The organism is Bacteroides caecigallinarum, from assembly GCF_016901995.1.
GTDB lineage: Bacteria > Bacteroidota > Bacteroidia > Bacteroidales > Bacteroidaceae > Phocaeicola > Phocaeicola cellulolyticus.
Genome location: NZ_JACJLE010000014.1, coordinates 16528 through 40366 on the forward strand (window position 1 = coordinate 16528; position 23839 = coordinate 40366).

Genomic DNA, 23839 nt, shown 5'->3' on the forward strand with positions numbered 1-23839 from the left:
ACAGCCTGATTTGTTTTTATATATAAGAAAGTTATATCACCTCTTAGGAATATCTACCGATTTTTCACTTTGTCCCTTCAGATGCTCTGAGAAATAATCTACAAGTCTCCAGTAGAAATATTCATTCATATCTCCAAAAGCATGACGTTGTCCCGGAAGATATAGCATATCGAAACGCTTGCCTGCCCTGATAAGCGCGTTTACTACGCGTGTAGTATTTGCCGGATGAACATTGTTGTCTATGTCGCCGTGAACCAGCAAAAGATGACCTTTCAATTGCTTTACTATCTCAGGGTTAGTAGCTATCTTATATACGAATGTAGTATCACCTTTCTCAGAAACAGTTTCTTTCACTCCATGGTGTGTTTCACTCCACCAGCGGTTATAGATACGGTTATCATGGTTTCCTGCGCATGAGACTGCAGCCTTGTAGAAATCAGGATACTGACATATTGCGGCTGTTGACATAAAACCGCCACCGGAATGACCGTGAATACCTACCTTATTTATATCTATATATTTATATCGTGCAGCCAGCTGCTCAACCGCTGCCTTGTGGTCTGCCAAAGGATAATCGCGCATATTTCCGTAACCATAATTGTGATACCACTTCGAACGGCTTGGATGTCCTCCTCTCTGACCTACAGAAATGACGATAAATCCAGCCTGAGCCAAACGGTCGGTACGGATACTCATGCGTGTAAACGGATAATATACAGCCTCAACCTGAGGTCCCGGATATACATAATCTATGATAGGATATACCTTTGTTGAATCAAAGTCATATGGCTTGTACATCACTCCATAAAGGTCTGTCACACCATCGGCAGCCTTAACCTTGAACAGTTCAGGGAACTTATATCCCGCAGCCTTAAGGTTTGAGAAATCACTTTCCTGAATAGTCATCACCTTGTTTCCGTTTTTGTCAATCAGGTCTGCACACGGCACTGTGTTTACACGCGAGAAATTATCTACCGCAAACTGTGCATCGTCCGACAATGAAATCTGATGGAAGTAATCTCCTTTTGTCAGTCTTGTAAGCCCGCTTCCGTTTACGTTTACCTTATACAGATGTTCGTAATAAGGGTTCTCATCCTTTTCCTTACCGTTTGCCAGGAAATATACGGTACGTGTAGCCTCATCTATCTTCAATACCTGCTCCACATGCCATGGTCCTTCGGTAATTCTGTTCTTCAGATTTCCCTTGTCGTCGTATAGATAAAGATGCGCCCAGCCGTCGCGTTCGCTCCACTGTACAAATTCCTTACCCCCGTTCAATACATGTATAGGACGAGTTTCCTGATAAGTATTCATGCGTTCCTTCACTATTGGAACGATGGAATCCTCTCCTACTGTATATGTACACACGTCAATACGGTGAAGATCTCTGCTATATCGTGTAACAAAGAAACGGTTATTGTCGCCCTGCCATACCGAAGGACGGAATTCCATGTCTCTCTGTCTCTTTTCCATTGGTTTTTCTTCAAGTCCCAACCACTGGTTCTTCCATGCCGACACTTTAATCTCCTTACGTGTGTTCGATGTCATATCGAATATATAGAGATGTTCTTCCGGTGCCTCCATTTCCCCCGGCATCTGATACTTGTATGTCTCAAGTGTAGGGCGAGGTTCAGCTATGGAATTTATTACCCACAAAGGCTTTACAGCCCTGTCATCCGAAACTATAGTAACAAAATGCTTTGAATCGGGCGACCAGCAGCCCCATGCTCTACGGCGTTTGCCATTACATAGAGTGTCTGTATTCAGTATGCTGTAAGGAATACCATAGCCGAAATCAGGCATACCGTCTGTGGTAAGCTGAATTTCCACTATAGTGCTGTCCTTCTCATCCTTCTGAGCCTTACGGTAATCGGCAATGCTCATACGATACAGGTTGCAGTCCTTGGCATACACCACAGACTGTCCGTCGGGTGAAACAGACGCCCAGCCTAGTTTCTTAGGTTCTTTTTCCTTATCTGCAAGGTGAGTCAGTTTCCTGGATGGAAAATCATACGAGAAATAGAAAACCTTCTTTTCAGTTTTCTTGTCCTTATCATTTTTTTCATCCTGCGACGACACTACTTCGAAAGTAAAAGTACGTCCGTCAGCTTCAGCCTTAAGATTCTTAACAGGAAGCTGTCTTGCCTCAAACGGGTCTTTCACTATTTCAGTGAGTTGTGCTGCCAGCTTATCACGGTCGAACAACAGTTCCTTCTTCTTTTGCGATGGATTTACCACATACCAGAACTTACCTTCGGAAGTCTTATATTCATACCAGAAGCCGTTTCCATTCTGAAACCAGTGAGGATCGACCATGGTAGAAAACAACATGTTTTTAAGCTTACTTTCGGTAAACTTTTCAGCCTGCAGATATTCCGGAAGTCTTTCCTGTGCCTTGCCCAATGTAGCAGAAAGCATCATACTTCCCAATATTGCAGAAAACAAAATTCTCTTCATATTTCGATATTTAATTATAACAAGAATCTAAGTACGTCATTGAAATTTGCCCAGATAAGCAATGCAAAAAGCAGGAACATACCAACCATCTGAGCATATTCCAGGAACTTGTCGCTAGGCTTGCGGCGGGCCACAATCTCATAGATAAGGAAGAGCACATGCCCACCGTCGAGTGCAGGAATAGGCAGAATGTTCATAAATGCCAATATAATAGACAGGAATGCTGTCATTGACCAGAAACGTTGCCAGTCCCAAACCTTAGGGAAGATGCTTCCGATAGTACCGAAACCACCAACACTCTTGGCTCCTTCCTTAGTGAATACATATTTAAGGTCGTTCACATACCCTTTCAATGTATTTACACCAAGAGTAACTCCTGCAGGGAATGACTCGAAGAAACCGAATGAACGCACCGTAGGAGTATAGTTAAGCAGTCCTCCAAAGGCAGCCACTTTGAACTGCTCGTCAGTAGTCACATTTACGGTATCTCTTACTCCCGCACGCGAATACACCAAAGAAAATTCAGCTGTAGTCTTTTCTGCAACTTCAGCCCTAAGTTTCAAATCGGCAATCTGGTTCTGGAAATCATTCCATGAATTAAGAGTTTTTCCGTTGACAGCTATAAGCGAGTCGCCTTTCTGTATTCCGGCATTTGCAAATCCGCCACCTGCAAGCACTGAATCGACTACATTAGGATGGAATACATCAACAAACATAGGATCCTGCTGTGCCACATCAATAAGGCTCAATTCAGGCATGGCAATATTAACAGTTTCTCCATTACGCAATACAGTCACTTCCTTGGCTTCAACCATACTGCGTATCATATCCATACCGAAACGGTCAAGTTCTTTTCCATCGGCACTGATAAGTATATCACCATCGCGGAAACCTATTTCCTGAGCAGTTTCGTTAAACTTCAACCCATAGCTCATATCCTTGAGTGCGATATACTTGTCACCCCATGTGAACAGAATCATTGAATAGATGAACAAAGCCAGAATGAAGTTCATCATCACTCCTCCTATCATCACCAGCAATCTCTGCCATGCAGGTTTTGAGCGGAACTCCCAAGGCTGTGCAGGCTGCTTCATCTGCTCGGTATCCATCGATTCGTCTATCATACCTGCAATTTTACAGTATCCGCCTAACGGCAACCATCCTACACCATATTCCGTATCTGAATTCTTAGGCTTGAATTTGAACAAAGAAAACCATGGATCGAAAAATATATAGAATTTCTCAACCCTTATTTTGAATAAACGCGCAAAAAAGAAGTGTCCTCCTTCATGTACTATGACCAGAATAGACAAGCTTAGCACCAATTGAAGGGCACGGATAAAAAATGTCTCCATTGATTTTTCTTACTTTTTTTATTAATAGGTTATTGATTAAAAGCCCGAGTTTATGACAAACTCTGCAGCTATACGACATGCTATTGCATCAGTCTCTACATAATCCTGATATGTAGGGTTACTGATGAAAGTCACCTTATTCATTGTTTTTTCGATTACATCACTCATTCCCAGGAAAGAAATCTGGTCTTTCAGGAAAGCTGCAACTACGACCTCATTGGCTGCATTCAATATACAAGCCATATTACCTCCACGGTTCATAGCCTCGTATGCAAAAGCAAGGTTTCTGAAACGTTTTGTGTCAGGAGCTTCAAATGTAAGTGTATTGCATTTCATGAAATCAAGACGTTCGCCCGACAGACTCTCGCGTTTAGGATAAGAGAACGCGTATTGTATCGGCAGACGCATGTCTGGTACACCAAGCTGGGCCTTTACCGCACCGTCCTTATATTCCACCATAGAGTGTATGACCGACTGTGGATGAACCACCACCTCAATCTGTTCAGGCTTAACTCCAAAAAGCCATTTGGCCTCTATAACTTCAAATCCTTTATTCATCATAGAAGCAGAATCTATGGTAATCTTTGCTCCCATACTCCAGTTAGGGTGCTTCAAAGCCTGTTCCTTGGTTACTGTTGCCAGTTGTTCCATGCTGAATGTACGGAAAGGCCCTCCTGATGCCGTGAGAATAACCTTACTGATAGGATTATTCATTTCAAGACACTGGAATATTGCCGAGTGTTCAGAGTCAACCGGCAAAATAGGAGTCCTGTACTGCTGTGCAAGTTCTGTTATAAGCTCTCCTGCAACTACCAGTGTTTCCTTATTGGCAAGTGCAATTGTTTTTCCGGCCATTATGGCATTCATGGTCGGTTTCAGACCTGCATAACCCACCATTGCAGTGAGAACTATATTGACGGGCCCCGATTCCACTATCTCACACAATGCTTCTGCTCCAGCATAAACCTTTATAGGCAGGTCAGCCAAAGCATCTTTAAGTTGCTGATACTTATCTTCGTTTGCTATAACTACAGCCTCAGGCTGAAACTTTCTGGCCTGTTCAATAAGTTTTTCTACTTTATTATTAGCTGTCAGAGCATACACTTCGTATAAATCAGGATGTTCCTCTATCACTTGTAAAGCCTGGGTACCAATAGACCCAGTAGAGCCCAAAATTGCTATCTGTTTCTTCATAATCTTAGAAAACTACATATTTTTCCGGATTGATTGGCGTACCCCTGTGCCAAAGTTCAAAGTGAAGATAATGTCCGCTTGGCTTTTCCTTACTTTTTCCCACCAAAGCAATGACATCGCCACCTTTCACCTTATCTCCAGGTTGTTTCATCAATGAACCACAGTGTTTATATATACTGATAAAATTTTGCGAATGCTGGATTTGTATTACGTAACCATCGTCTATTGTATATGCAGCCATGATTACAGTTCCATCCAATACAGCCAGAACGTTTGCATTAGGACCAGTTATCACATCTATCCCGTAATGTTTCTTTTCAGGATCGAAATTCATATCCATAACTCCGTTTACAGGCTTGAAAAACACCAGTCCTGCCACCGCATTCCCTGTATCTATGGCACGCAAATTATAACGTTCCTTCTGTTCATACTGCTGACGGAATTCCTCTTCTTCCTTGGTTCTTTCCATAAGCTGTTCAGCACGCAGATTGGTGAGCGAATCTATCGACTGAACCGTGTCAGCCTTTATTTTTCCACTGAAAATATCCTGTATATTCATTATATACATGTTCTGTTTTTCCAATGCCTGTCTCAATGAATCAGCCCTTAAAGCATTGGCGACAACCATTTCGCGCACCTCACTGTTCATATAACCAGGCAAATAGTTTCTCAGTGGCGTAAATGCGATTATCAACGCAGCAATAATAAATATTACAGTGCAAGCAAATATAAGGACAGAAAGCCCATTCAGTTTGGAAACATGTATTCCTACCACCTCTTCCAACGTATTTTCGTTGATGATAGTCAGTTTATATTTAAACTTAATATTATGCCAAAACGCCTTACGTCCTTTCTTTCTCATGCTCATCAGTTTTTATTATTCCAACAATCCTTCAGGAATATCCACTTTCACACACTTCTTCTTATGGTCAATATCAAGTATGAATTCTTCGTGTGCAGGCAACAGGATCTCGCTTCCGTCTTCCTTTTCAATAACGAACAGTACATTTATAGTAGCATCATCCACATCAACTATCCTGCCAAGTATTCCATGATTTACATCATTCACTTCGAAGCCCACAAAATAGTTCCACGATGTTACTTCGTCCTGTTCCTCCACATATTTCATAGGGAAAAACACTTCCACATTGGTAAACATTTTGGCCTTTTCTGCCGTATCCACATCCTCAAATTTCACCAAAGCAGAATTATCCGAACGGAAACGATATTCCTCTATAAAAAACGGTACAAGAATCCCGTCCATAAGCAAAATAAGATAATCACAATCCACACGGTCGAATATATCATCAGTGAAAGTAAAGGAAACCTCTCCTTTCACCCCATGAGGTTTGTTTATCACTCCTATTTTATATACTTCTTCTTTTCTAATCATCTGTATTAATTAAATTCTTGTGATACGAGCCCCCAGTGCAGTCAGACGTTGTTCTATATTCTGATATCCACGGTCTATCTGTTCTATATTGTGAATCCGGCTTGTGCCTTCTGCTCCCATGGCAGCAATAAGCAACGCAATTCCGGCACGTATATCCGGCGAAGTCATATTTCCACCTCTCAGACTGAAATTATGGTCATGACCGATAACTACTGCTCTATGCGGATCGCACAATATAATCTGCGCTCCCATGTCTATGAGTTTGTCAACAAAGAACAGCCTGCTTTCAAACATCTTCTGATGTATAAGCACACTACCCTTAGCCTGGGTAGCCACCACCAACATAACACTAAGCAAGTCAGGAGTAAGTCCTGGCCATGGTGCATCGGCTATAGTCATAATAGATCCGTCTATAAACGACTCTATTTCATAATGTTCCTGCTGAGGCACCAATATGTCATCACCTTTCTGCTCGAGTCTGATACCCAATCTGCGGAAGCTGTCAGGGATTATACCAAGGTTCTCGTATGAAACATTCTTAATGGTAATTTCACTTCTGGTCATAGCTGCCATGGCTATGAAACTACCTACCTCAATCATATCAGGCAATACCGTGTGAGTGCAACCTTTCAATTCCTTTACACCTTCTATAGTAAGCAGATTTGATGCTATTCCGGAAATCTTTGCTCCCATACGGTTCAGCATCTTGCATAATTGCTGAAGATAAGGTTCACAAGCTGCATTATATATAGTCGTCACTCCCTCGGCAAGTACAGCAGCCATCACAATATTGGCTGTACCCGTCACAGAAGCCTCGTCAAGCAACATGTATGTTCCTTTCAAATTGTCTGCAGAAAGCGTATATACCCCACGTTCCGCATCATATTCGAATGAAGCTCCCAGTTTCTGAATACCGATAAAATGTGTATCCAGTCGGCGTCTGCCTATCTTGTCTCCTCCCGGCTTTGAAATCATAGCCTTACCGAAACGCGACAACAGTGGTCCGACAAGCATAACAGAACCTCTCAGTTTGGAACATCTGAGCAAAAACTCCTCACTTTCCAGATATGACAGATTTACGTTATCAGCCTTGAACGAATAAGTGTCAGCATTCAGTTTTGAAACCTTCACACCCATGTCGCTGATAAGTTGAATCAGATTGTTCACATCCAGTATATTAGGGATATTATGAACCGTAACTTCTTCCGAAGTGAGCAATGTGGCACATAATATCTGCAGAACTTCATTCTTTGCTCCCTGAGGTGTTATCTCTCCATGAAGTTTGTGTCCGCCTTCTATTACAAATGAGCTCATATTCTTAATTATTAAGCCAGTCTGTCATTAGTCATTCCACACGATGACATATGATAACCGACAATTACTTATCATTATTGTTTTTACGCTTCTGCTGATTGTTGTTTGTCTGACGACGGCGTTGTGTAAACACACGATGTTCAAACATTTTCACATCATCTACAGTAATTTTTATTCTACCGTCGGACAACTCACACAGGTCGTCAACAATTCTCTGATTATCGACACCATCCTTATTCCAGTTCTGATAGTCCTTCTTCATCTGGTTGGCAATAAGATTGATGAGCTGTCTTTTCTCTTCACCATCCTCATATCCTGCAGCAACATTAATCATATCCTGCACAAAACGGCCATAATGCTTATAACGCAATTTTGACTGAGGATAAGGAACCCTATCAGGCTTCACATGCAGGCTTTCCTTCTTTACAATCTCCACCGGATAATCAATATCAAGCTTAAAATCAGACATAATAGCCAAATGATCCCAAAGTTTCTGATTCAGGTCTGCATTGTCCTTATATTGCGGAAACATTCCGCGCATAATCTTGATTATAGTGTTTGCACATATCTGCCTTTGCTCACGGTCTTTTATCGTAAGCGCATGGTCAACCATGTTCTGCACACTTCGTCCATATTCAGGAAGCGGAAGACGGCGTTGCTGTGTATTATATTCCATATATTCGTAATAATGATAATATTTATGTCAAAGTAGTTTTTTAGGCGTAGAAGCTACAAATTCCTTCAGATAGAAAGGCTCAAAATAAGCGACATCCTTATAATCTTCATTGGCGACAGCCTTTTCCGCCAAAGGGAACATCCATTTTGCCAACGGATGAATGTCATCAATGAAATGAGCATTAGGATGAGTAATCTTCTCGCGACATTTAGCCGCACCGTTGCCAAAGAAATAAACGGGATGCTCGTCAAGGAATTCCTTATAAGAATTCTCGTCTATTATGTCGGCACTGATTTCACGACATGCCTTCAGAGAACGGTCATATATTGCGGCATAAACCTCCATACGACGCGCGTCAATCATAGGACAAAGCAAAGCATCATCAGGCAAATCATGATTGAGAAGTACAGGAACACACATCACCTCAAGCGTAGGAATACCTATCAGATGGATATTTCTTCCATAGCAAATACCTTTTGCCATAGAAACCCCAATTCTCAGTCCGGTATATGAACCCGGTCCGCAACTCACCGCCACGGCATCGAGCGGAATAGCGTGATTATCAACAAATGACAAAGCCTCATCAACATATACTCCAAGCACTGTGGCATGAGATGGTCCGTTAAAATCTTCTTTTGTAAAAATAGAAGCCCCGTCCTGACTTACAGATACGGAACATACTTCTGTAGAAGTCTCAATATGTAAAATACACGACATAGTTTACTTTTAATATATTATTGTTTGCAAATATACACTTTTTATCCCACTCTCTTTCTATAAATTCCTCACTTTTCCTTACTTTTGCAAAAAAATAGAATTTGTTATGATACAATCAATGACCGGTTACGGTAAATCAACAGTTACTTACAACGATAAAAAAATTATCGTAGAGATAAAATCACTAAACAGCAAGGCACTTGACGTATCAGCCAGAATAGCCCCATTGTACAGAGAAAAAGAAATGGAAATCAGAAACATGATTTCCAAAAGTCTTGAACGCGGAAAAGTTGACTTCAGCCTGTGGATAGAAAAGGAAGCTTCGGACGCAGCAACTCCTATCAACGCCGCACTGCTCCAGAATTACTACTCACAAATAAAGAATATATCAGAAACATGTAATATTCCATTACCTTCCGACTGGTTTGCCACCCTGCTCCGCATGCCCGACGTACTGACAAAGGTTGACATGCAGGTGCTGGAAGACGAGGAATGGGAAGTGGCCAAAGGTGCTGTGGAAGAAGCCATCAATGCCCTGGTAAACTTCCGCAAACAGGAAGGAGCGGCTCTTGAAAAGAAATTCAACGAAAAAATTGACAACATCGAACGTCTGCTCGCATCCATCGAACCATTCGAAAAAGAAAGAGTGGCACGCATAAGAGAAAAAATCACCGATGCACTGGAGAAGACAATAAGCGTTGACTATGACAAGAACCGTCTGGAACAGGAACTGATATATTATATCGAAAAGCTTGACATAAACGAAGAGAAACAACGTCTCGCCAACCACCTGAAATACTTCCGCGAAACAATGGCAGGCGGACACGGTCAGGGCAAGAAGCTTGGATTCATAGCTCAGGAAATGGGACGTGAAATCAACACTACAGGCAGCAAATCAAACCATGCAGAAATGCAAAACATAGTAGTCCAGATGAAAGACGAGCTGGAACAAATCAAGGAACAGGTATTAAACGTAATGTAATCATGGGAAAACTTATAATCTTTTCAGCCCCATCAGGTTCAGGCAAATCAACGATAATAAACTATCTGCTGAAACAGAACCTTAATCTGGCATTTTCAATATCGGCAACAAGCCGCCCACCACGCGGTACAGAACAGAACGGAGTGGAATATTTTTTCCTTACTCCTGATGAGTTCAGACAGAAAATAGCAGACGGAGAGTTTCTTGAATACGAAGAAGTATATACCGACCGCTTCTACGGAACACTGAAATCGCAAGTCGAGAAACAGCTTTCGGAAGGTCAGAACGTGATATTCGATGTTGATGTAGTAGGCGGATGCAACATAAAGAAATTCTATGGCGAACGTGCCCTCTCCGTATTCATCCAGCCACCATCAGTGGAAGAACTGCGCAAACGACTTAACGGACGCGGCACAGACTCTCCAGAAGTAATAGAAAGCCGTATAGCAAAAGCCGAGTTCGAATTAAGCTATGCCGACAAGTTCGATGTAGTGATAGTGAACGACGTGCTGGAAAAAGCACAGGCCGAAGCACTTGAAACCATCAGTAATTTCCTGAAAAAATAATATGGCCAGAAATCCTAAAAAGATAATGCAACTGATGGCGATTTTAACAATCGTCATCGGTTTTGCAGCTATTGCCGTAGGCATAGTGGCAATCGCCAAGGAAGAATATATAATAGCTACAGCCATGATACTGGTTGCGGCATGGCAAGTTGTCAACTACAGATTATGGAAGAGAAGAAGTTAAGAACAGGCATTTTCGGAGGCTCGTTTAATCCAATCCACATAGGACATCTGGCATTGGCCAACTACTTGTGCGAGAATGATTACATTGACGAATTGTGGTTTCTCGTTTCCCCACAAAACCCGTTCAAGCAAAACGAAAAGCTTCTTGACGACAATACCCGTCTGAGGATGGTGCACGCTGCTGTAGGTGGATACGAACGTTTCCGCGTCTCCGATTTTGAGTTCAGTCTTCCAAAACCTTCATATACCATAAATACCCTTAACAAACTGTCCGAAACATACCCTGACAGGGATTTCTACCTGATAATCGGAGCTGACAACTGGGCAGCTTTCGACCGTTGGAAATCGCCGGAAGAAATCATATCAAAGCATCATGTATTGGTCTATCCACGACTCGGATATGATATTCCAGAAACATTACCACAAAACGTAAGAGCCGTTGACAGTCCACTGATAGAAGTAAGCTCAACCTTTATCCGCCAGAGTATATCACAGGGTAAAGACGTGAGGTATTTTCTGCATCCTGCTGTGTATGAGATAATAACAGAAGAAGAATTATACATATAAAAAAATATGATGAATAAAAAGATTTTATTCATCATATATAACTGCGTCTATTTATACCTATCAACACAAATCCATAACACGCTTTTCAAAAGTATCTTTGTCTCCTTTTGCTTTGCTGCGCATTTTACTTCGATAATTATAAATTGTAGTCAACGAGTAACCAAGGAAATGAGCTATTCTGCTTGAGTCTGTAACACCCAAACGGATCAAAGCAAATATTCGCAATTCAGTAGTCAGCAACTCGCCAGGTTTTACTACTATCTCTTCACCTTCAACCAGCAAATCATTGAAGTTCTTTATAAAGTCAGGAAACAGATCCAGGAAAGAGCGGTCAAATTCCGCATAAAACTTCTTACGTTCATCACTGATGAAGCTTGTCTTTTTTATAGCTTTAAACAAATCGTCAATCTTCGATGACATTGCCAGTTTTTCCAGCGAGCGGCGATACTGCTCCAGAGTTTCCAAATAATTGACACACTTGTCCAAATAATGTGCTATATATGTTTCCTTGATTTTTCCTGTCATCGTCAGCTCATTGTTTGAGTTTTCCAATTTCAAATTCATGTCAGCAAGTTCAGCTCTCATTTGAGATATTTTCTTTGTCCAGAAAGCCAATCCTACCACCATTACCAACAACAAGACAAACAATACAGTTCCTACAGCCATAAACTTTCTTGTAGCTTTCTGCGCCTTAACAGTCTTTTCGTTGATCTCATTCTGAATTATTTTCTGAAAATTTCCACTTTCCATAGAGCGCAACTGAGCATAACAGGCGGTAGCATCTTCTACCGAACATTGTGCATATTTATATGCACGTTCCACATCACCAATATTATATAAACTCCAAGCCAATTTTTGAAGAGCAGCATATTCACGTACAGAATGGCCAATATCTGAAATTGCAGTTTGTGCTAAATGATACATCATACTTAAAGTATCATTCTTCAATTTATATGCTTCAGATAGTGTATAATGTAAATAGGTTCTACTTTTATCATCATAAGATACATCCAACAATACTTCCAAACGAGACACAACCTCATCCAATTTATCATGATGTAATAACTGTTCGGAAAAGACCAAATCATGATTTACCCCTTCAGGAAGTAAATTCAATATTGAGTCGCGATAACATTCTGCAATTTTCGAATATTTTGTTCCTCCATATCTTTGAGGTACATATTCAGCCATATTAGTATAATGAGAACAGCACACTGAATAATAATACTGTAACATACCCTGATCCATAAGTTTTTTGTCAACAGCTTTCAACATTTTCTCTGTTTCCATCCTTAGCCCCATTACCCTTAAAACTTCTGCCCTGTTTATCAACACTTCATTTTTCAAATGTGGCATATTTAACGATGGTAACAATTCTTCCTTCTTGCTTACATAATAATAGGAAGAATCCGACTGATAATGCAAATACTCGTAAAACAAAGACCCATACAACATATACCGTTGCCATAAATCATCCGTATGTGCTGCCAGTTTCTTCAAGCTGTCAAGCTTCGCTTCGTGTCTGGCGTGAATAGTTGGTTTAACTTCGACCAACGAGTCCAGACGGATTAAAACTTCATTCAATTGAGCCCTTTCAATCGTAGCAGATGAAACCGGACTAAGTATAGACAATACCAGACAAAACAATAAAAACAATTTAGTTCTCATAATATCAAACATTCTTAGTATAAAATGCAATACTTTTTTCAATTTGTAGATGTTAAAAGTAGTACGAAGATATAAAAACTTTGCAAATTAGCAAATTAATACCACTAATAATTATTTAAGTTTTCCTACTTTTAGCACTATATCCATCAATGTTATAACACTGGATATCAGCTATTTGTCTCAATACAGCATTTACATTTATTTTAAATTTTCGCATTCCTGTTTTCCCTTCATATAATTTTACGACAAATCAAAAAAATACTAAAACACGCACTATGAGAAAAGAAGCACTATTCATAATTTTCATAATTGCAAGCATATATCCTATGATATCTTCTGCACAGGAAGTGGTCCTTAAGAGTAATCTGCTTTATTGGTCCACAGGTACACCAAACATAGGTATTGAACTTGCCGCCGGCAAGAAATATTCTATCAATATATCCGGAGGTTATATGCCATTTGAATATTCGGAAAACAAGAAACTGAAACATTGGGTCATACAGCCCGAACTCAGATACTGGCCATGCGAAACATTCAACGGTCACTTCTTTGGAATACACGCATTGGGAGGACAATTCAACAGCGGAGGTATAAAAATGCCATTCAATATATTTCCGTCTTTGGAAAAAAACAGATACCAGGGATGGGGAGCCGGAGCAGGCATTTCCTATGGCTATCACCTGATGCTAAGCAGAAGATGGAGCCTTGAGTTCAGCCTGGGTCTGGGATATGCCTATCTTAAATACAAGAAATACAAATGTGTACAATGCGGAGGCCCGCAAAAGGAAGACCACACAAATTATTTGGGGCCTACCAAACTAGCCATTAACCTGATTTATGTACTATAAACAAGAATAACTTAATTAGCGATGAAAACAAATACATTCATATTTTCCATATTGTTTGGTCTTTTAGCGGTGTGCAGAGTTCATGCCGAAAAAGAGCCGAACTATACGGTAGAAGTATTTTCCGATACGATACGTACATATGGAACAGACAAAGTAAAAATCTGTTTTTCAGTCGATTTGGGTGAATATGTCATATCCGGACAGCATAAACGCATAATCACCCCTATAATATGTACCCCCGACCGCAAGAAGCAGATTTGCCTGCCTGCAATGATCATTAACGGCCGTAAGCGTTCTATAAAGGAATTGCGCGACGGAAATGTACAGGAACCGTCAGCCGGAGAGTACATAACCCTGAACGGGAACAAAAAAGAAAACCGCATAATCAACTATCGCACCGAAACGGACTATACGCCATGGATGGAAGACGCTCAGATTCTTCTCAGACACGAAGTTATAGGATGCGCTTCGTGCGGACTCCTTGAAGAAGAATACGGAGTGAGCAACAGCCTGCTTTACAAACCTGAATTCAAGGTAAGTCCGGAGATGGAATGCCCCAACGATTTCGTACAACGCAAAATCCGCAAGGACGCATTTCTTATATATCCTGTAAACCAGACAGTTTTATACCCTGAACGTTACGGCAACGAGCGTGAGCTTGAAAAGATTGATTCCGCCATAAACTATGTGCGTTTTAATCCTGATTACGAAATACGCCACATTGACATTGCAGGATTCGCATCTCCCGAAGGAAGCTATAAGCATAACATAAAACTGGCCGAAGGACGTGCCGAAGCACTGAAGAAATACATTACAAAATACTATCCATATATTTCCACACCACTTAATGTGGTTTCTGGAGCCGAAAACTGGGATGGACTGAAAAGCATACTTTCCGCCAGCCAGTTGCCACACAAAGAGAAAATGCTGTCCATCATAGACAGCATAGACAGTCCGGACCGTCGCGAAGAAGCCATAAAAAGCATAGACAACGGTCGTACCTACCAAACACTACTGACCACAGTTTTTCCGGTATTGCGTAAAAACACATTCACCATAAGCTATATCAGTAAAGAACGGACTCCGGAAGATGCCAGACGTCTGGCATTCAGCCAACCTCAGGAGCTAAACGCCTATGAGTTCTACAATGTTGCGCACCGCTTCTATGCTGACGATACCGAGACATACAGACGTCTTCTGCTTATAGCAGCCGACACCTATCCAGAAAACTCCATAGTATGCAATAATGCCGCAGCGATATGCCTTTCTACAGGCGACTACAACAAGGCAGAGAAGTATCTTTCGCAAACAGCCAACGAGCCTTTCACATGGAACAACCGTGCATATCTGCTCTGGATGACAGGCAGAAAGGAAGAAGCCAAAGTGTGGTGGGAAAAGGCGGCTGGAAACGGTGATGCCATAGCGGAATATAATTTACAGGAATTGGGAAAAAGATAGGCGCATTTCCTGCCGTACCTTATACTTAAACAGAATATCAAAACAATTAAATAACTTTTTTTTATAATTAAAAACTCAAAAAACATGAAAAATTTATTTTTAACAGGCCTTATCGGCCTAGGTGTCTTCAGTTCATGCAGCAACGAAGGCGATCCTGTGAACAATCAACAAAACGATGGCACTGCATACACGCAGATTATGATTAATGTGGCTTCAACCAGCGCAACACGTACAAACACAAGTGGTAGCACTGGTGAAAGTGCTTATGGTGAGGACACTGAATACACCATCAGCGACATACGCGTTGTACTTGCTGACCCAACAACCAATATTGCCAAGTACATCTATGACCCGGAAATGAAAGAAGCAACAAACAATGGTGATGATGATAAAGTTATCCGCGTTACCAAACCGTTTTTGGTAGAAGCAGGCGAATACAACGTTTATGTGCTTGCAAACTATAAGGATAACCAAAACAACTTGTCACCTATTATTGCCAACAGTACCGACATGAAACAGGCATTTACAATCACAAATGCTGCAGGACTGGCTACAAGCGAAAAATTCTTTATGACTAATTCAGAAGTAACTAAACAGACTCTTCAAACAACTGATGTATCTGGAACTGAGGTTGATGACGCAGGACAGACTGTTTCAGAAGGAGCAACAGTAAACCTTCTTGCTATTGACATTGAACGTGTAGTCAGCAAAGTTACTTTTAATAATAGTGATAGCCAGTCTTTTGAAGTTAAAAGTGGTAATGACAAGATAGCTACCGCAACACTGGAAGGTGTATCACTCATCAACCTTAACACAAAGATGTTTTTAGTAAAGGAGAAAGACAGTAATGTAAATCCAGCACTGTCATGGTCTGGTTATTTCTACGTGAAAGATCCTAACTATGACAAAACACTTTCTGGTTCAGACGACGAAGCAACTTGGTTACCAGATAACTTTAGCCAAGCAGAAGCTACTGTTTTTACAACTCCTAATGCCGCAAAGCTTTACTGCCCTGAAAATACTATGGTAGCTACAGCACAACAACACGGTCAAACTACAGGAGTAGTTTACAAAGTTAAATACACTCCTGAAGAGATAGGATTTTCAATACTTGACAAGGACGGCAGCGATACATACTCGCAGATTTATGGCAAATTATTGGCTGGTGCATCTTATGATGAAGACATCACAGATAATATGTTTACAACAGCCGTAGCAGAAGACAAAAATTTTTACGAATACAACGGCTTTATTTTCAAAACCAAGAATGCTGCCATTTTGTACTATACTATTGATAAAGCTGCAAGCAAATCTACAGACGATAGCAACATCAGTACCATAAACGGGGCTTTTTCAACAAACAAAACAAGTGTTCCTGCTGACGTCCATACCTATACAGAAGGCTACTGCTATTACACAGCATGGATTAAGCATAATCCAAATGGTTCTCATATGGAAGCAGGTAAATTTGGTACAGTGCGTAATCACTGGTATGAACTTACTGTAAATGGTATTAATGGTTTAGGAAATTACGAACCTACTTACGAAGATCCAGAAGACCCAGATGAAGAGGCTAAAGCTAATATTCAAGTCGAAGCCAAGATTAAGAAATGGGTACTCGTAAAACAAGATGTAACATTGGAATAAACTCATGATTATTAAGTGCATTAATAGTTTTCAATAGGTACAAAATATAGGAAGAAGGAATTCTGCAATTCTATATTCCATTATCAAGAGAATTCTATATAGGAATAAAGGCAGACCTTCTTCTTATATTCTTTTTACTTTTTTCACTCATAACCGGAGCCATATTATGGCGCTATAAAAAATTATTTATATTATGAATCTCCTTTATAAACTGACAATAACAGCACTATGCTTCTCACTGATGGGAATCCTCAACTCATGTATCTACGAAGATGAGGTGGTATGCCCGTGCGAAGTCCGCTTCGTTTACGACTACAATATGGAGTTTGCCGATGCATTTCCATCACAAGTAAACGACGTCACGCTTTTTGTCTTCGACTCTGAAGGACGGTTCATCTTTTCACGCAGAGACAGCGGCGACCATCTGGACGCTGACTACAGAATGCCACTTGAACTTTCGCCCGGACATTACCGGCTTATCGTATGGGCAGGACTTGACGAAAACAATACCGGAATCACTCTAAAAAACACCCTCCAGAGCAACGTATCCACCATAAATGACCTGGAGTTGAATCTGAATATCAACAATTATATTTGCGACAGCCACCTTTCAGACGTATGGTATGGCAAGGTGGAAGACTTCGAAGTAAAAGACGACGCTCCATCATACGCAACTATATCGCTCGTAAAAGACGTAAAACGATTTAAAATCCTATTGCAGGATACAGAAGGCAAAACACTATCGAAAGAAGACTATTCATTCACCATCTCAACGGCCAACAAGGCGCTGGACCATAATAACTTGCCTTCGGACAACAACAATGTTGCCTACCTACCCTATAGCCTTCAGGAAGTTACTATAGAAAATGAAGCCGACTCGCGCAGCAATACAGACATAAACGCTCTGGTGGCAGAAATGGCTTCCCTCAGACTGACAGATGAAAGACCTGCACGGTTCACAGTCAGAAACAAACGCACGCAAAAAGATTTATTCGACATAGATCTGGTGAAATATCTCAACATGATGAAACTTGACGAATATTCGGACATGACATTACAAGAGTTTCTCGACAGAGAAAGCACCTATCAGATTATCCTCATAATAGGAAAAAACGATTCAGGACAGGATGTGACATTGTCAATACGTATTAACGCCTGGACTTTAGTATTCAATCAAACTGAGCTATAGAAACACAATACCATGACCAAACATATAATTTACAGACTCATTTCATTTACAATATTGCTGACAGGACTTCTGTCGTGCACATCATCCATTCCGGAAAAGAATATAGTAAAATCCGGAGACGAAGAAGGTGTGCTGTATATCAGCGTGCCTGTCAACACCCCCACTTCGCGTGCACAAAACACCCTTGGCGAGCAGAATGCCACACAGGACGAGATGCGTATCACTTCGCTATGGTTTATGGCTTATCCCACCGGCGGCGATGGCACTACTGTAATCACCAAATTAGACACAGACCAGCTGACACACGACAACAAAACATTCTCCATAAAAATGAAATACGGCACTTACCGCATATATGTAGCAGCCAACGTACCGGAAATATATGCAGGAATTGACGAAGAGTCGTTGAGGGCCATTGTACTGAAATATAAGGATGGAGATAATATCACGCTGCCAGATACAGACAATCACGGCCTGCCTATGTTCTACGAAAAGCAGGAGCCATTCACACTAACATACGGAAAATCGGAATGTATAGTTGCCGATTTGACATATACTTGCGTAAAAATACGCTACACACTAGTGTTCGACAATACCGAAAACGGAATTTCCAATCCCACATTCGGCACGAATGTGGTAAAAATTGATGGTATAAGCGTGCAAAACATTGCAGACCGCGCACCTCTGGTTCCTGACAACGACATAAGCGGCTCCATCACACTTTTTGACACGGATGCCTCGGGAGCATTCAACGGTATGTACTGTCCGGGAGTGTACAATCCGGATAATGCGGACAACTATACATTCGACCTTGAAACAATTGACAATACACAAGCCGGACAATGGGCATACAGAGGCATATTCTATCTGCCCGAACACTTTATAACACAAGAGACACAGGACAGCCAGACAAAAATGACCGTGCATGCATCGCTATATACAGCCGAAGGTGTGTCGCGCGCATCGTTGGAATATACCATTGAACTGGGCGATACTGAAGATACACAAGAAAATTTGCGTCAATTGCCCAGAGGACGAATGTACGACATTACAGGACGCATAACAGGACTGGGCGACAAAATAGAAACCACTGCTGCCGTTAAAGACTGGACATTACAGACCATCAGTACAGATCTGAACGGCCCGTATTATCTTTATGTCGAGAAAACCAGCGTAGCACTTGAAGCCGGCAAGGACGTAACCGTGCCGTGTCATTCTGACTTCAGCAGCCTGGACTATGAAAGTCCGCAATACACCCTGTCCGACGGCACAGTGACAGACATATATCAGGTGGAATTCAACAAAGACGAGAACGGGAATTACGAATCATTCACAGTCCGCATACATCCCAATATGCCTCCTGTAGCAAATGCGGAAAACATTGAAGCAATAGACAAATATTTTTATATAGTAGCCGGAAGCATCAGAAAAAAGATTGTAGTCAACCCTCTGAAACTTGAGCCATACCTGATTGTAACACCGCAAAACTATACCATATATATAAAAGAGATATCAAACCTTACGTCATATGACGTAACTTATACATATCGCACCAACCTTCCTTCAATAACAATAAAAGCCGATAAAGATATCAATTATTTGTCAACCAAGGCAGGCGAAAATGTATTCAGTGCCACATCACCATACAGCGGGAATGTGATTGAAGGAACAGGACAAATGACGTGTACGCTGGAAGACCCTTATATTTCAGGCAATTTTCCGATTTCCAGTTCGGCTACATACACATTTACAGCAAGCGAATACGGACATACATTAACCCAAACAGCAGACATTAAGATAATTCCAAATTCCACCGTATATAGGTTGCATTTCCGTCCGATTACCGACGACTGGGAGAATCCGCACATTTACATATACGAACCCCTGTACACTCCTAACGGAACTGAAATTACTATTCCAAGTAATCCTGAAGGCGAAAATGCCATACAATACGGATTCACAGGGAAAATAACCTTTATGGGATGGACAAATCAGGGAGGAACTGTAAATAACCCTGTTCCATCCTATATGGATAAAACGGGAAATAAATATCAGGTAGGTTCCGACTATGACCCCAATATTATAAATACAAATATTTATAATATTGACATAGACTATTGCCCGTCTTTCCGTACAGATTGCTGTGCCGGTAATGCCGTCAACAGGAAATGGCCTGGAGTAAAGATGAAACCTGACGACAGCAACCCCGGATGGTTCTATTTTGACCTGCCGGTGTTGGCCGAACCAGGAAAATCACTTATAATGTTCGCCAATGGACATGATGGTCCTTCAAGCACAGATTATAGCGGACACTACCGTTACCCTGCCCATATGGTTCCGGGTGTGCCGCTTTATAATTTTGCAGACAAGGACGGCTGGTTTTTATACGACTATACACAGGGAGATAAAAATGAATTTGTTGATGACAAACCAAACATTATGGACAAAGTCAATTCTTTACCGGACGGAGTCTATCGCATATGGTGTAAGACTGAGCATTCACGTATTCACATATGGATAGACGAAGCCGATTATACAGGTTGGAATGATGGACTTGGTGAATTAAGAGATAATGGTGACGGATATAAATACTTTGATATTAAAGTTTCAGACAGCTGGAGACCAAGCGGAACAATCAATTATATTTTGCATACAGTAGGAGGTGGGCAAACAGACGACCTTACCATCAGCACAAAACAATGGAAATCTACAACAGGAAAAACTTATGACTATGAAGTATATATTTAAAATAAAATTGTGTGTCTTCCTGTTTCTTCTTTCAGTTGCTTCTTGCACTGAAAAGAAGATATTCGGCGATATGCCGCAAGACGGCGATTTGGTAGAAATGACATTTATACTCAACATAGCACAGACACAGGAAGTTGATATGAGCCGTGCTACAGCAGACGAGAACACCATCAACAATATATATTTGATGGTATTCCCGTCACAGGAACCCGATGCCATTCTTGAACAAACTCAAGAATTAAACCCGTCCGACATGACAGACGCAGGAAATGAGAGCGGATACAGAAAGAAATTCACTACAACACTCAAAGCATCAAGTACTCCCAAATATATCTTCATAGTAGCAAATGCGGCAAAACAACTGTCAGGCATTGAAACAGGGAAAACAACTCTGGAAGATATAAGGAACAAGACCACAAACTGTTCCGAAAATCCATACGTAATGAGCGGTGTAATAAATTCAACTATTCCGGGAATAGGGCTGATAGCTGAAGATATACCTTTAATACGTACGGTAGCGAAAATAACAGTACAAACCGGTGGAAATGTGAACAATTTCAGCCTGGACGGTTTTGAACTCAGAAACGGGAACAGCACCGGCAGTATCCTTGCAGGAGCAGACCAGACTGTGCCAACTACAGCCGGAACCGAAACCCTCTCTGCTACAAAAAACGGACCACTTTATACTTGCCCGGGCAGCCATACATCATCCGGACACTTCCTTATAATTAAAGGTACCTACAACGGGACAGAAGGATATTATCGCATAAACCTGAGAACTCAAGATTCAGAAGGAATTGACATTCTGCCAAACCATCACTATGAAATCATGATTACAGAAGTAACCACTCATGGATATGCCATAGCTGATGAAGCAGCAGAAAGCAACCCAACCGGCATAACAGCCACGATATATGACCACCAGCCTGATATCAACAATATGATTACGGACGGCAATGTGGAACTCGGTGTAAGTGACACTATAGAAATAGGCGCACAGACAAACTCCACACAAACTTTTGAAATAAAGTATTATCCCGGCACACCAACCGATTTAAAAGTTGAATTAGACAGCAAGGACACCTATTGGCTTGCACTGGACAACAATGGAAATCCTATTTCGACAACAACTCTTAATGACGGAAAAGAAACCGGAACACTCTATGAATACAGAGTAAAAGTCATTTCAGGCAATCTGTCAGGAGACAGCCGATATGCTACAATACATCTGTCGGCAGGGAACCTGAGCCGTGACGTCATTGTAAAACAGACCAACGAATTTATCAACGATGAATTCGGAAGCATATCATTAAAAGTAAAAGAGTACGATAGAGACGAAAACACATGGGCTGCAACGCTCAAGAATGAATACGGTCCTTACGACAACTATTGGAAATTCATCAGAGGAGAGGAAACTACTGACCCAACCAAGACCCTTTATGGAATAAATCCTGAAGATATGGGTGGCAAGATACGAAATGAAGGCTTTCATGCTCCTATGTCCGACTTCATGCAGTTCGTATATACATTTACAATGCCGGACGAAAGCAATAATGCAGATTACAATAATGTTTCGTGGAAAGTAGAACTGGCAGAAGGCTATGAGGACAAGCTGTTATTTTGGGATGGTATATATTCTCCTGAGGGTCAAGGAACTTCCACTCCTCCAAGAGGAGATAATTTGGCAGGTCAGTTGTTCACATTCACAAACAAACTGCTCGACCTGCAAAAGCCTGATGCCAGTATAATATCAGATGCTTACCGATATGGAAAAGATGTGTTCAGAATTGTCCTTACGAACAAAAATACAGGACGTACTACAACTCTTTCATATGACTTGTATCATACCGGAGTATTTGCATACGACGACGGGAAAGGTACATACCAGACCGGAAATGCGAACTCACAAGGATGGTACTATTATGAGGTGATTCTGATGGGAAACAACTATTGGCTGGACCGCAACCTCGGAGCCAAATCCAGCGGATACTATATACAGGATGAAAACGGCAACAGTCTGCTGGGAAACGGAAGTTGGCCATTCGACGATGACTCGGCAGGAGGATTATACTGCATAGCAGAATCTCCAATAAATAACGAACCAAATATAATTGACGACATTTGCCCCAAAGGATTCAGAGTTCCGTATATGTCGGAATTTAATGCACTCGTATCAAATCCTAATTTCAAAAACGAGTATATCGTCAATACCGGTCTGAACTACTGGAGCAGTCATTACATCTCGGACAAGGGGACAGTGTTTTTCCCTAAAAACCGAATGTACTATGATGATACTCAAACAGCAGGCGATGCCAATGCGGGTTACTACTGGACCCGAACCGCCGCTGTAGGTACAAGCGGTTCAGAGCGTGGCTTCTGGCTACAATTCATGAAATTTTCAGGAAGCAACGCCTCCGCAGGACGATACAGAATCTTCCAGGGAAATGATCCGAACTCACGCAGAAACGGAATGTCGGTCAGATGTGTATATGCATCGCGTACGGTAGAGACTTCGTATGACATTGAGTTTTACGTTAAAGGCTATACACACGTCTTTCTATACAATGATGAAGGAAACGGAAAAATGACATACCTGAACTCATGGCCAGGAGAAATGATTGCCATATACGACGACAGCTCATTAAATATGTACCACACGTTTACATACAACAGCGTAACCGAGTATGACAATCTGAAAGTGGTATTCAACGTAGTTGACAACGACGGTTCCATAAAAAGCAGTTATCCTGCCGACTATGCAGTAAATGGAGGAATAGGATTTTCAAGAACTCAGAACGAAAAATTTTTCCGAAACGGTGCGTGGAGTTCTACTGCAAATTAACTACAAAATCCGACAAGCATAACCGTAAAAATAAA

Annotated in this window: 19 protein-coding genes; 10 read left to right on the forward strand and 9 right to left on the reverse strand. The window is 41.3% G+C overall.

The window, feature by feature from the left end; translation table 11 throughout:
- Positions 1-36: 36 nt before the first annotated feature.
- The 8 genes from H6A61_RS05165 to tsaB form a co-directional block, all read right to left on the reverse strand.
- The gene (locus H6A61_RS05165; RefSeq protein ID WP_204391666.1) at positions 37-2457 is read right to left on the reverse strand and encodes a S9 family peptidase; all 2421 of its coding nucleotides are present in this window, start codon (positions 2455-2457) and stop codon (positions 37-39) included.
- Positions 2458-2471: 14 nt separating this feature from the next.
- A complete protein-coding gene (gene rseP / locus H6A61_RS05170; RefSeq protein WP_204391674.1) occupies positions 2472-3812 on the reverse strand; it encodes an RIP metalloprotease RseP in 1341 nt (446 codons plus the stop codon).
- A gap of 36 nt (positions 3813-3848) precedes the next feature.
- A complete protein-coding gene (gene dxr / locus H6A61_RS05175; protein ID WP_204391676.1) occupies positions 3849-5006 on the reverse strand; it encodes a 1-deoxy-D-xylulose-5-phosphate reductoisomerase in 1158 nt (385 codons plus the stop codon).
- Positions 5007-5010: 4 nt separating this feature from the next.
- Entirely contained in the window at positions 5011-5868 is an 858-nt protein-coding gene (locus H6A61_RS05180; protein ID WP_154044683.1) for a murein hydrolase activator EnvC family protein, read from the reverse strand.
- A gap of 15 nt (positions 5869-5883) precedes the next feature.
- Positions 5884-6399: a ribosome maturation factor RimM gene (gene rimM / locus H6A61_RS05185; RefSeq protein WP_204391678.1), complete on the reverse strand. Its 516-nt coding sequence runs from the start codon at positions 6397-6399 to the stop codon at positions 5884-5886.
- A 9-nt stretch (positions 6400-6408) separates the two neighbouring features.
- The gene (murA, locus tag H6A61_RS05190) at positions 6409-7713 is read right to left on the reverse strand and encodes a UDP-N-acetylglucosamine 1-carboxyvinyltransferase (protein WP_204391687.1); all 1305 of its coding nucleotides are present in this window, start codon (positions 7711-7713) and stop codon (positions 6409-6411) included.
- Between the two features lie 64 nt (positions 7714-7777).
- Complete coding sequence (locus tag H6A61_RS05195) at positions 7778-8389, reverse strand: DUF4290 domain-containing protein (RefSeq protein WP_204391689.1); 612 nt, start codon at positions 8387-8389, stop codon at positions 7778-7780.
- Positions 8390-8416: 27 nt separating this feature from the next.
- On the reverse strand, positions 8417-9106 hold the full coding sequence (gene tsaB / locus H6A61_RS05200; RefSeq protein ID WP_204391698.1) for a tRNA (adenosine(37)-N6)-threonylcarbamoyltransferase complex dimerization subunit type 1 TsaB: 690 nt from the start codon (positions 9104-9106) through the stop codon (positions 8417-8419).
- A 106-nt stretch (positions 9107-9212) separates the two neighbouring features.
- On the opposite strand from tsaB, the gene H6A61_RS05205 reads away from it, so the two are divergent.
- The 4 genes from H6A61_RS05205 to nadD are packed head-to-tail and all read left to right on the forward strand — an operon-like array spanning position 9213 to position 11404.
- Entirely contained in the window at positions 9213-10088 is an 876-nt protein-coding gene (locus tag H6A61_RS05205; protein ID WP_154044688.1) for a YicC/YloC family endoribonuclease, read from the forward strand.
- Positions 10089-10090: 2 nt separating this feature from the next.
- Complete coding sequence (gmk, locus tag H6A61_RS05210) at positions 10091-10654, forward strand: guanylate kinase (protein WP_154044689.1); 564 nt, start codon at positions 10091-10093, stop codon at positions 10652-10654.
- Positions 10655-10688: 34 nt separating this feature from the next.
- Positions 10689-10838 (forward strand): hypothetical protein, encoded by a 150-nt coding sequence (locus H6A61_RS05215; RefSeq protein ID WP_309148277.1) that lies wholly within the window; start codon positions 10689-10691, stop codon positions 10836-10838.
- Positions 10820-11404 (forward strand): nicotinate (nicotinamide) nucleotide adenylyltransferase, encoded by a 585-nt coding sequence (nadD, locus tag H6A61_RS05220; RefSeq protein WP_204391700.1) that lies wholly within the window; start codon positions 10820-10822, stop codon positions 11402-11404. Before H6A61_RS05215 ends, nadD begins: the two co-directional genes overlap by 19 nt.
- A 60-nt stretch (positions 11405-11464) precedes the next feature.
- Here nadD and H6A61_RS05225 read toward each other — a convergent pair whose 3' ends face one another.
- A complete protein-coding gene (locus H6A61_RS05225) occupies positions 11465-13072 on the reverse strand; it encodes a DUF6377 domain-containing protein (RefSeq protein ID WP_204391702.1) in 1608 nt (535 codons plus the stop codon).
- A gap of 275 nt (positions 13073-13347) precedes the next feature.
- Here H6A61_RS05225 and H6A61_RS05230 point away from each other — a divergent pair, with 275 nt between their 5' ends.
- The 6 genes from H6A61_RS05230 (at position 13348) to H6A61_RS05255 (ending at position 23804) form a co-directional block, all read left to right on the forward strand.
- On the forward strand, positions 13348-13920 hold the full coding sequence (locus H6A61_RS05230) for a DUF3575 domain-containing protein (RefSeq protein WP_204391704.1): 573 nt from the start codon (positions 13348-13350) through the stop codon (positions 13918-13920).
- 21 nt (positions 13921-13941) lie between these two features.
- Positions 13942-15378, forward strand: a complete 1437-nt coding sequence (locus H6A61_RS05235) for a DUF3868 domain-containing protein (RefSeq protein WP_204391706.1) — start codon at positions 13942-13944, stop codon at positions 15376-15378.
- Between the two features lie 84 nt (positions 15379-15462).
- Entirely contained in the window at positions 15463-17025 is a 1563-nt protein-coding gene (locus H6A61_RS05240; protein WP_204391715.1) for an Mfa1 family fimbria major subunit, read from the forward strand.
- Positions 17026-17218: 193 nt separating this feature from the next.
- Positions 17219-18214: a FimB/Mfa2 family fimbrial subunit gene (locus H6A61_RS05245; protein ID WP_204391717.1), complete on the forward strand. Its 996-nt coding sequence runs from the start codon at positions 17219-17221 to the stop codon at positions 18212-18214.
- A gap of 12 nt (positions 18215-18226) precedes the next feature.
- Entirely contained in the window at positions 18227-20962 is a 2736-nt protein-coding gene (locus H6A61_RS05250) for a hypothetical protein (protein WP_204391719.1), read from the forward strand.
- Positions 20946-23804: a fimbrial protein gene (locus H6A61_RS05255; protein ID WP_204391721.1), complete on the forward strand. Its 2859-nt coding sequence runs from the start codon at positions 20946-20948 to the stop codon at positions 23802-23804. The genes H6A61_RS05250 and H6A61_RS05255 overlap by 17 nt, the downstream gene beginning before the upstream one ends.
- The last annotated feature ends 35 nt before the right edge of the window (positions 23805-23839 follow it).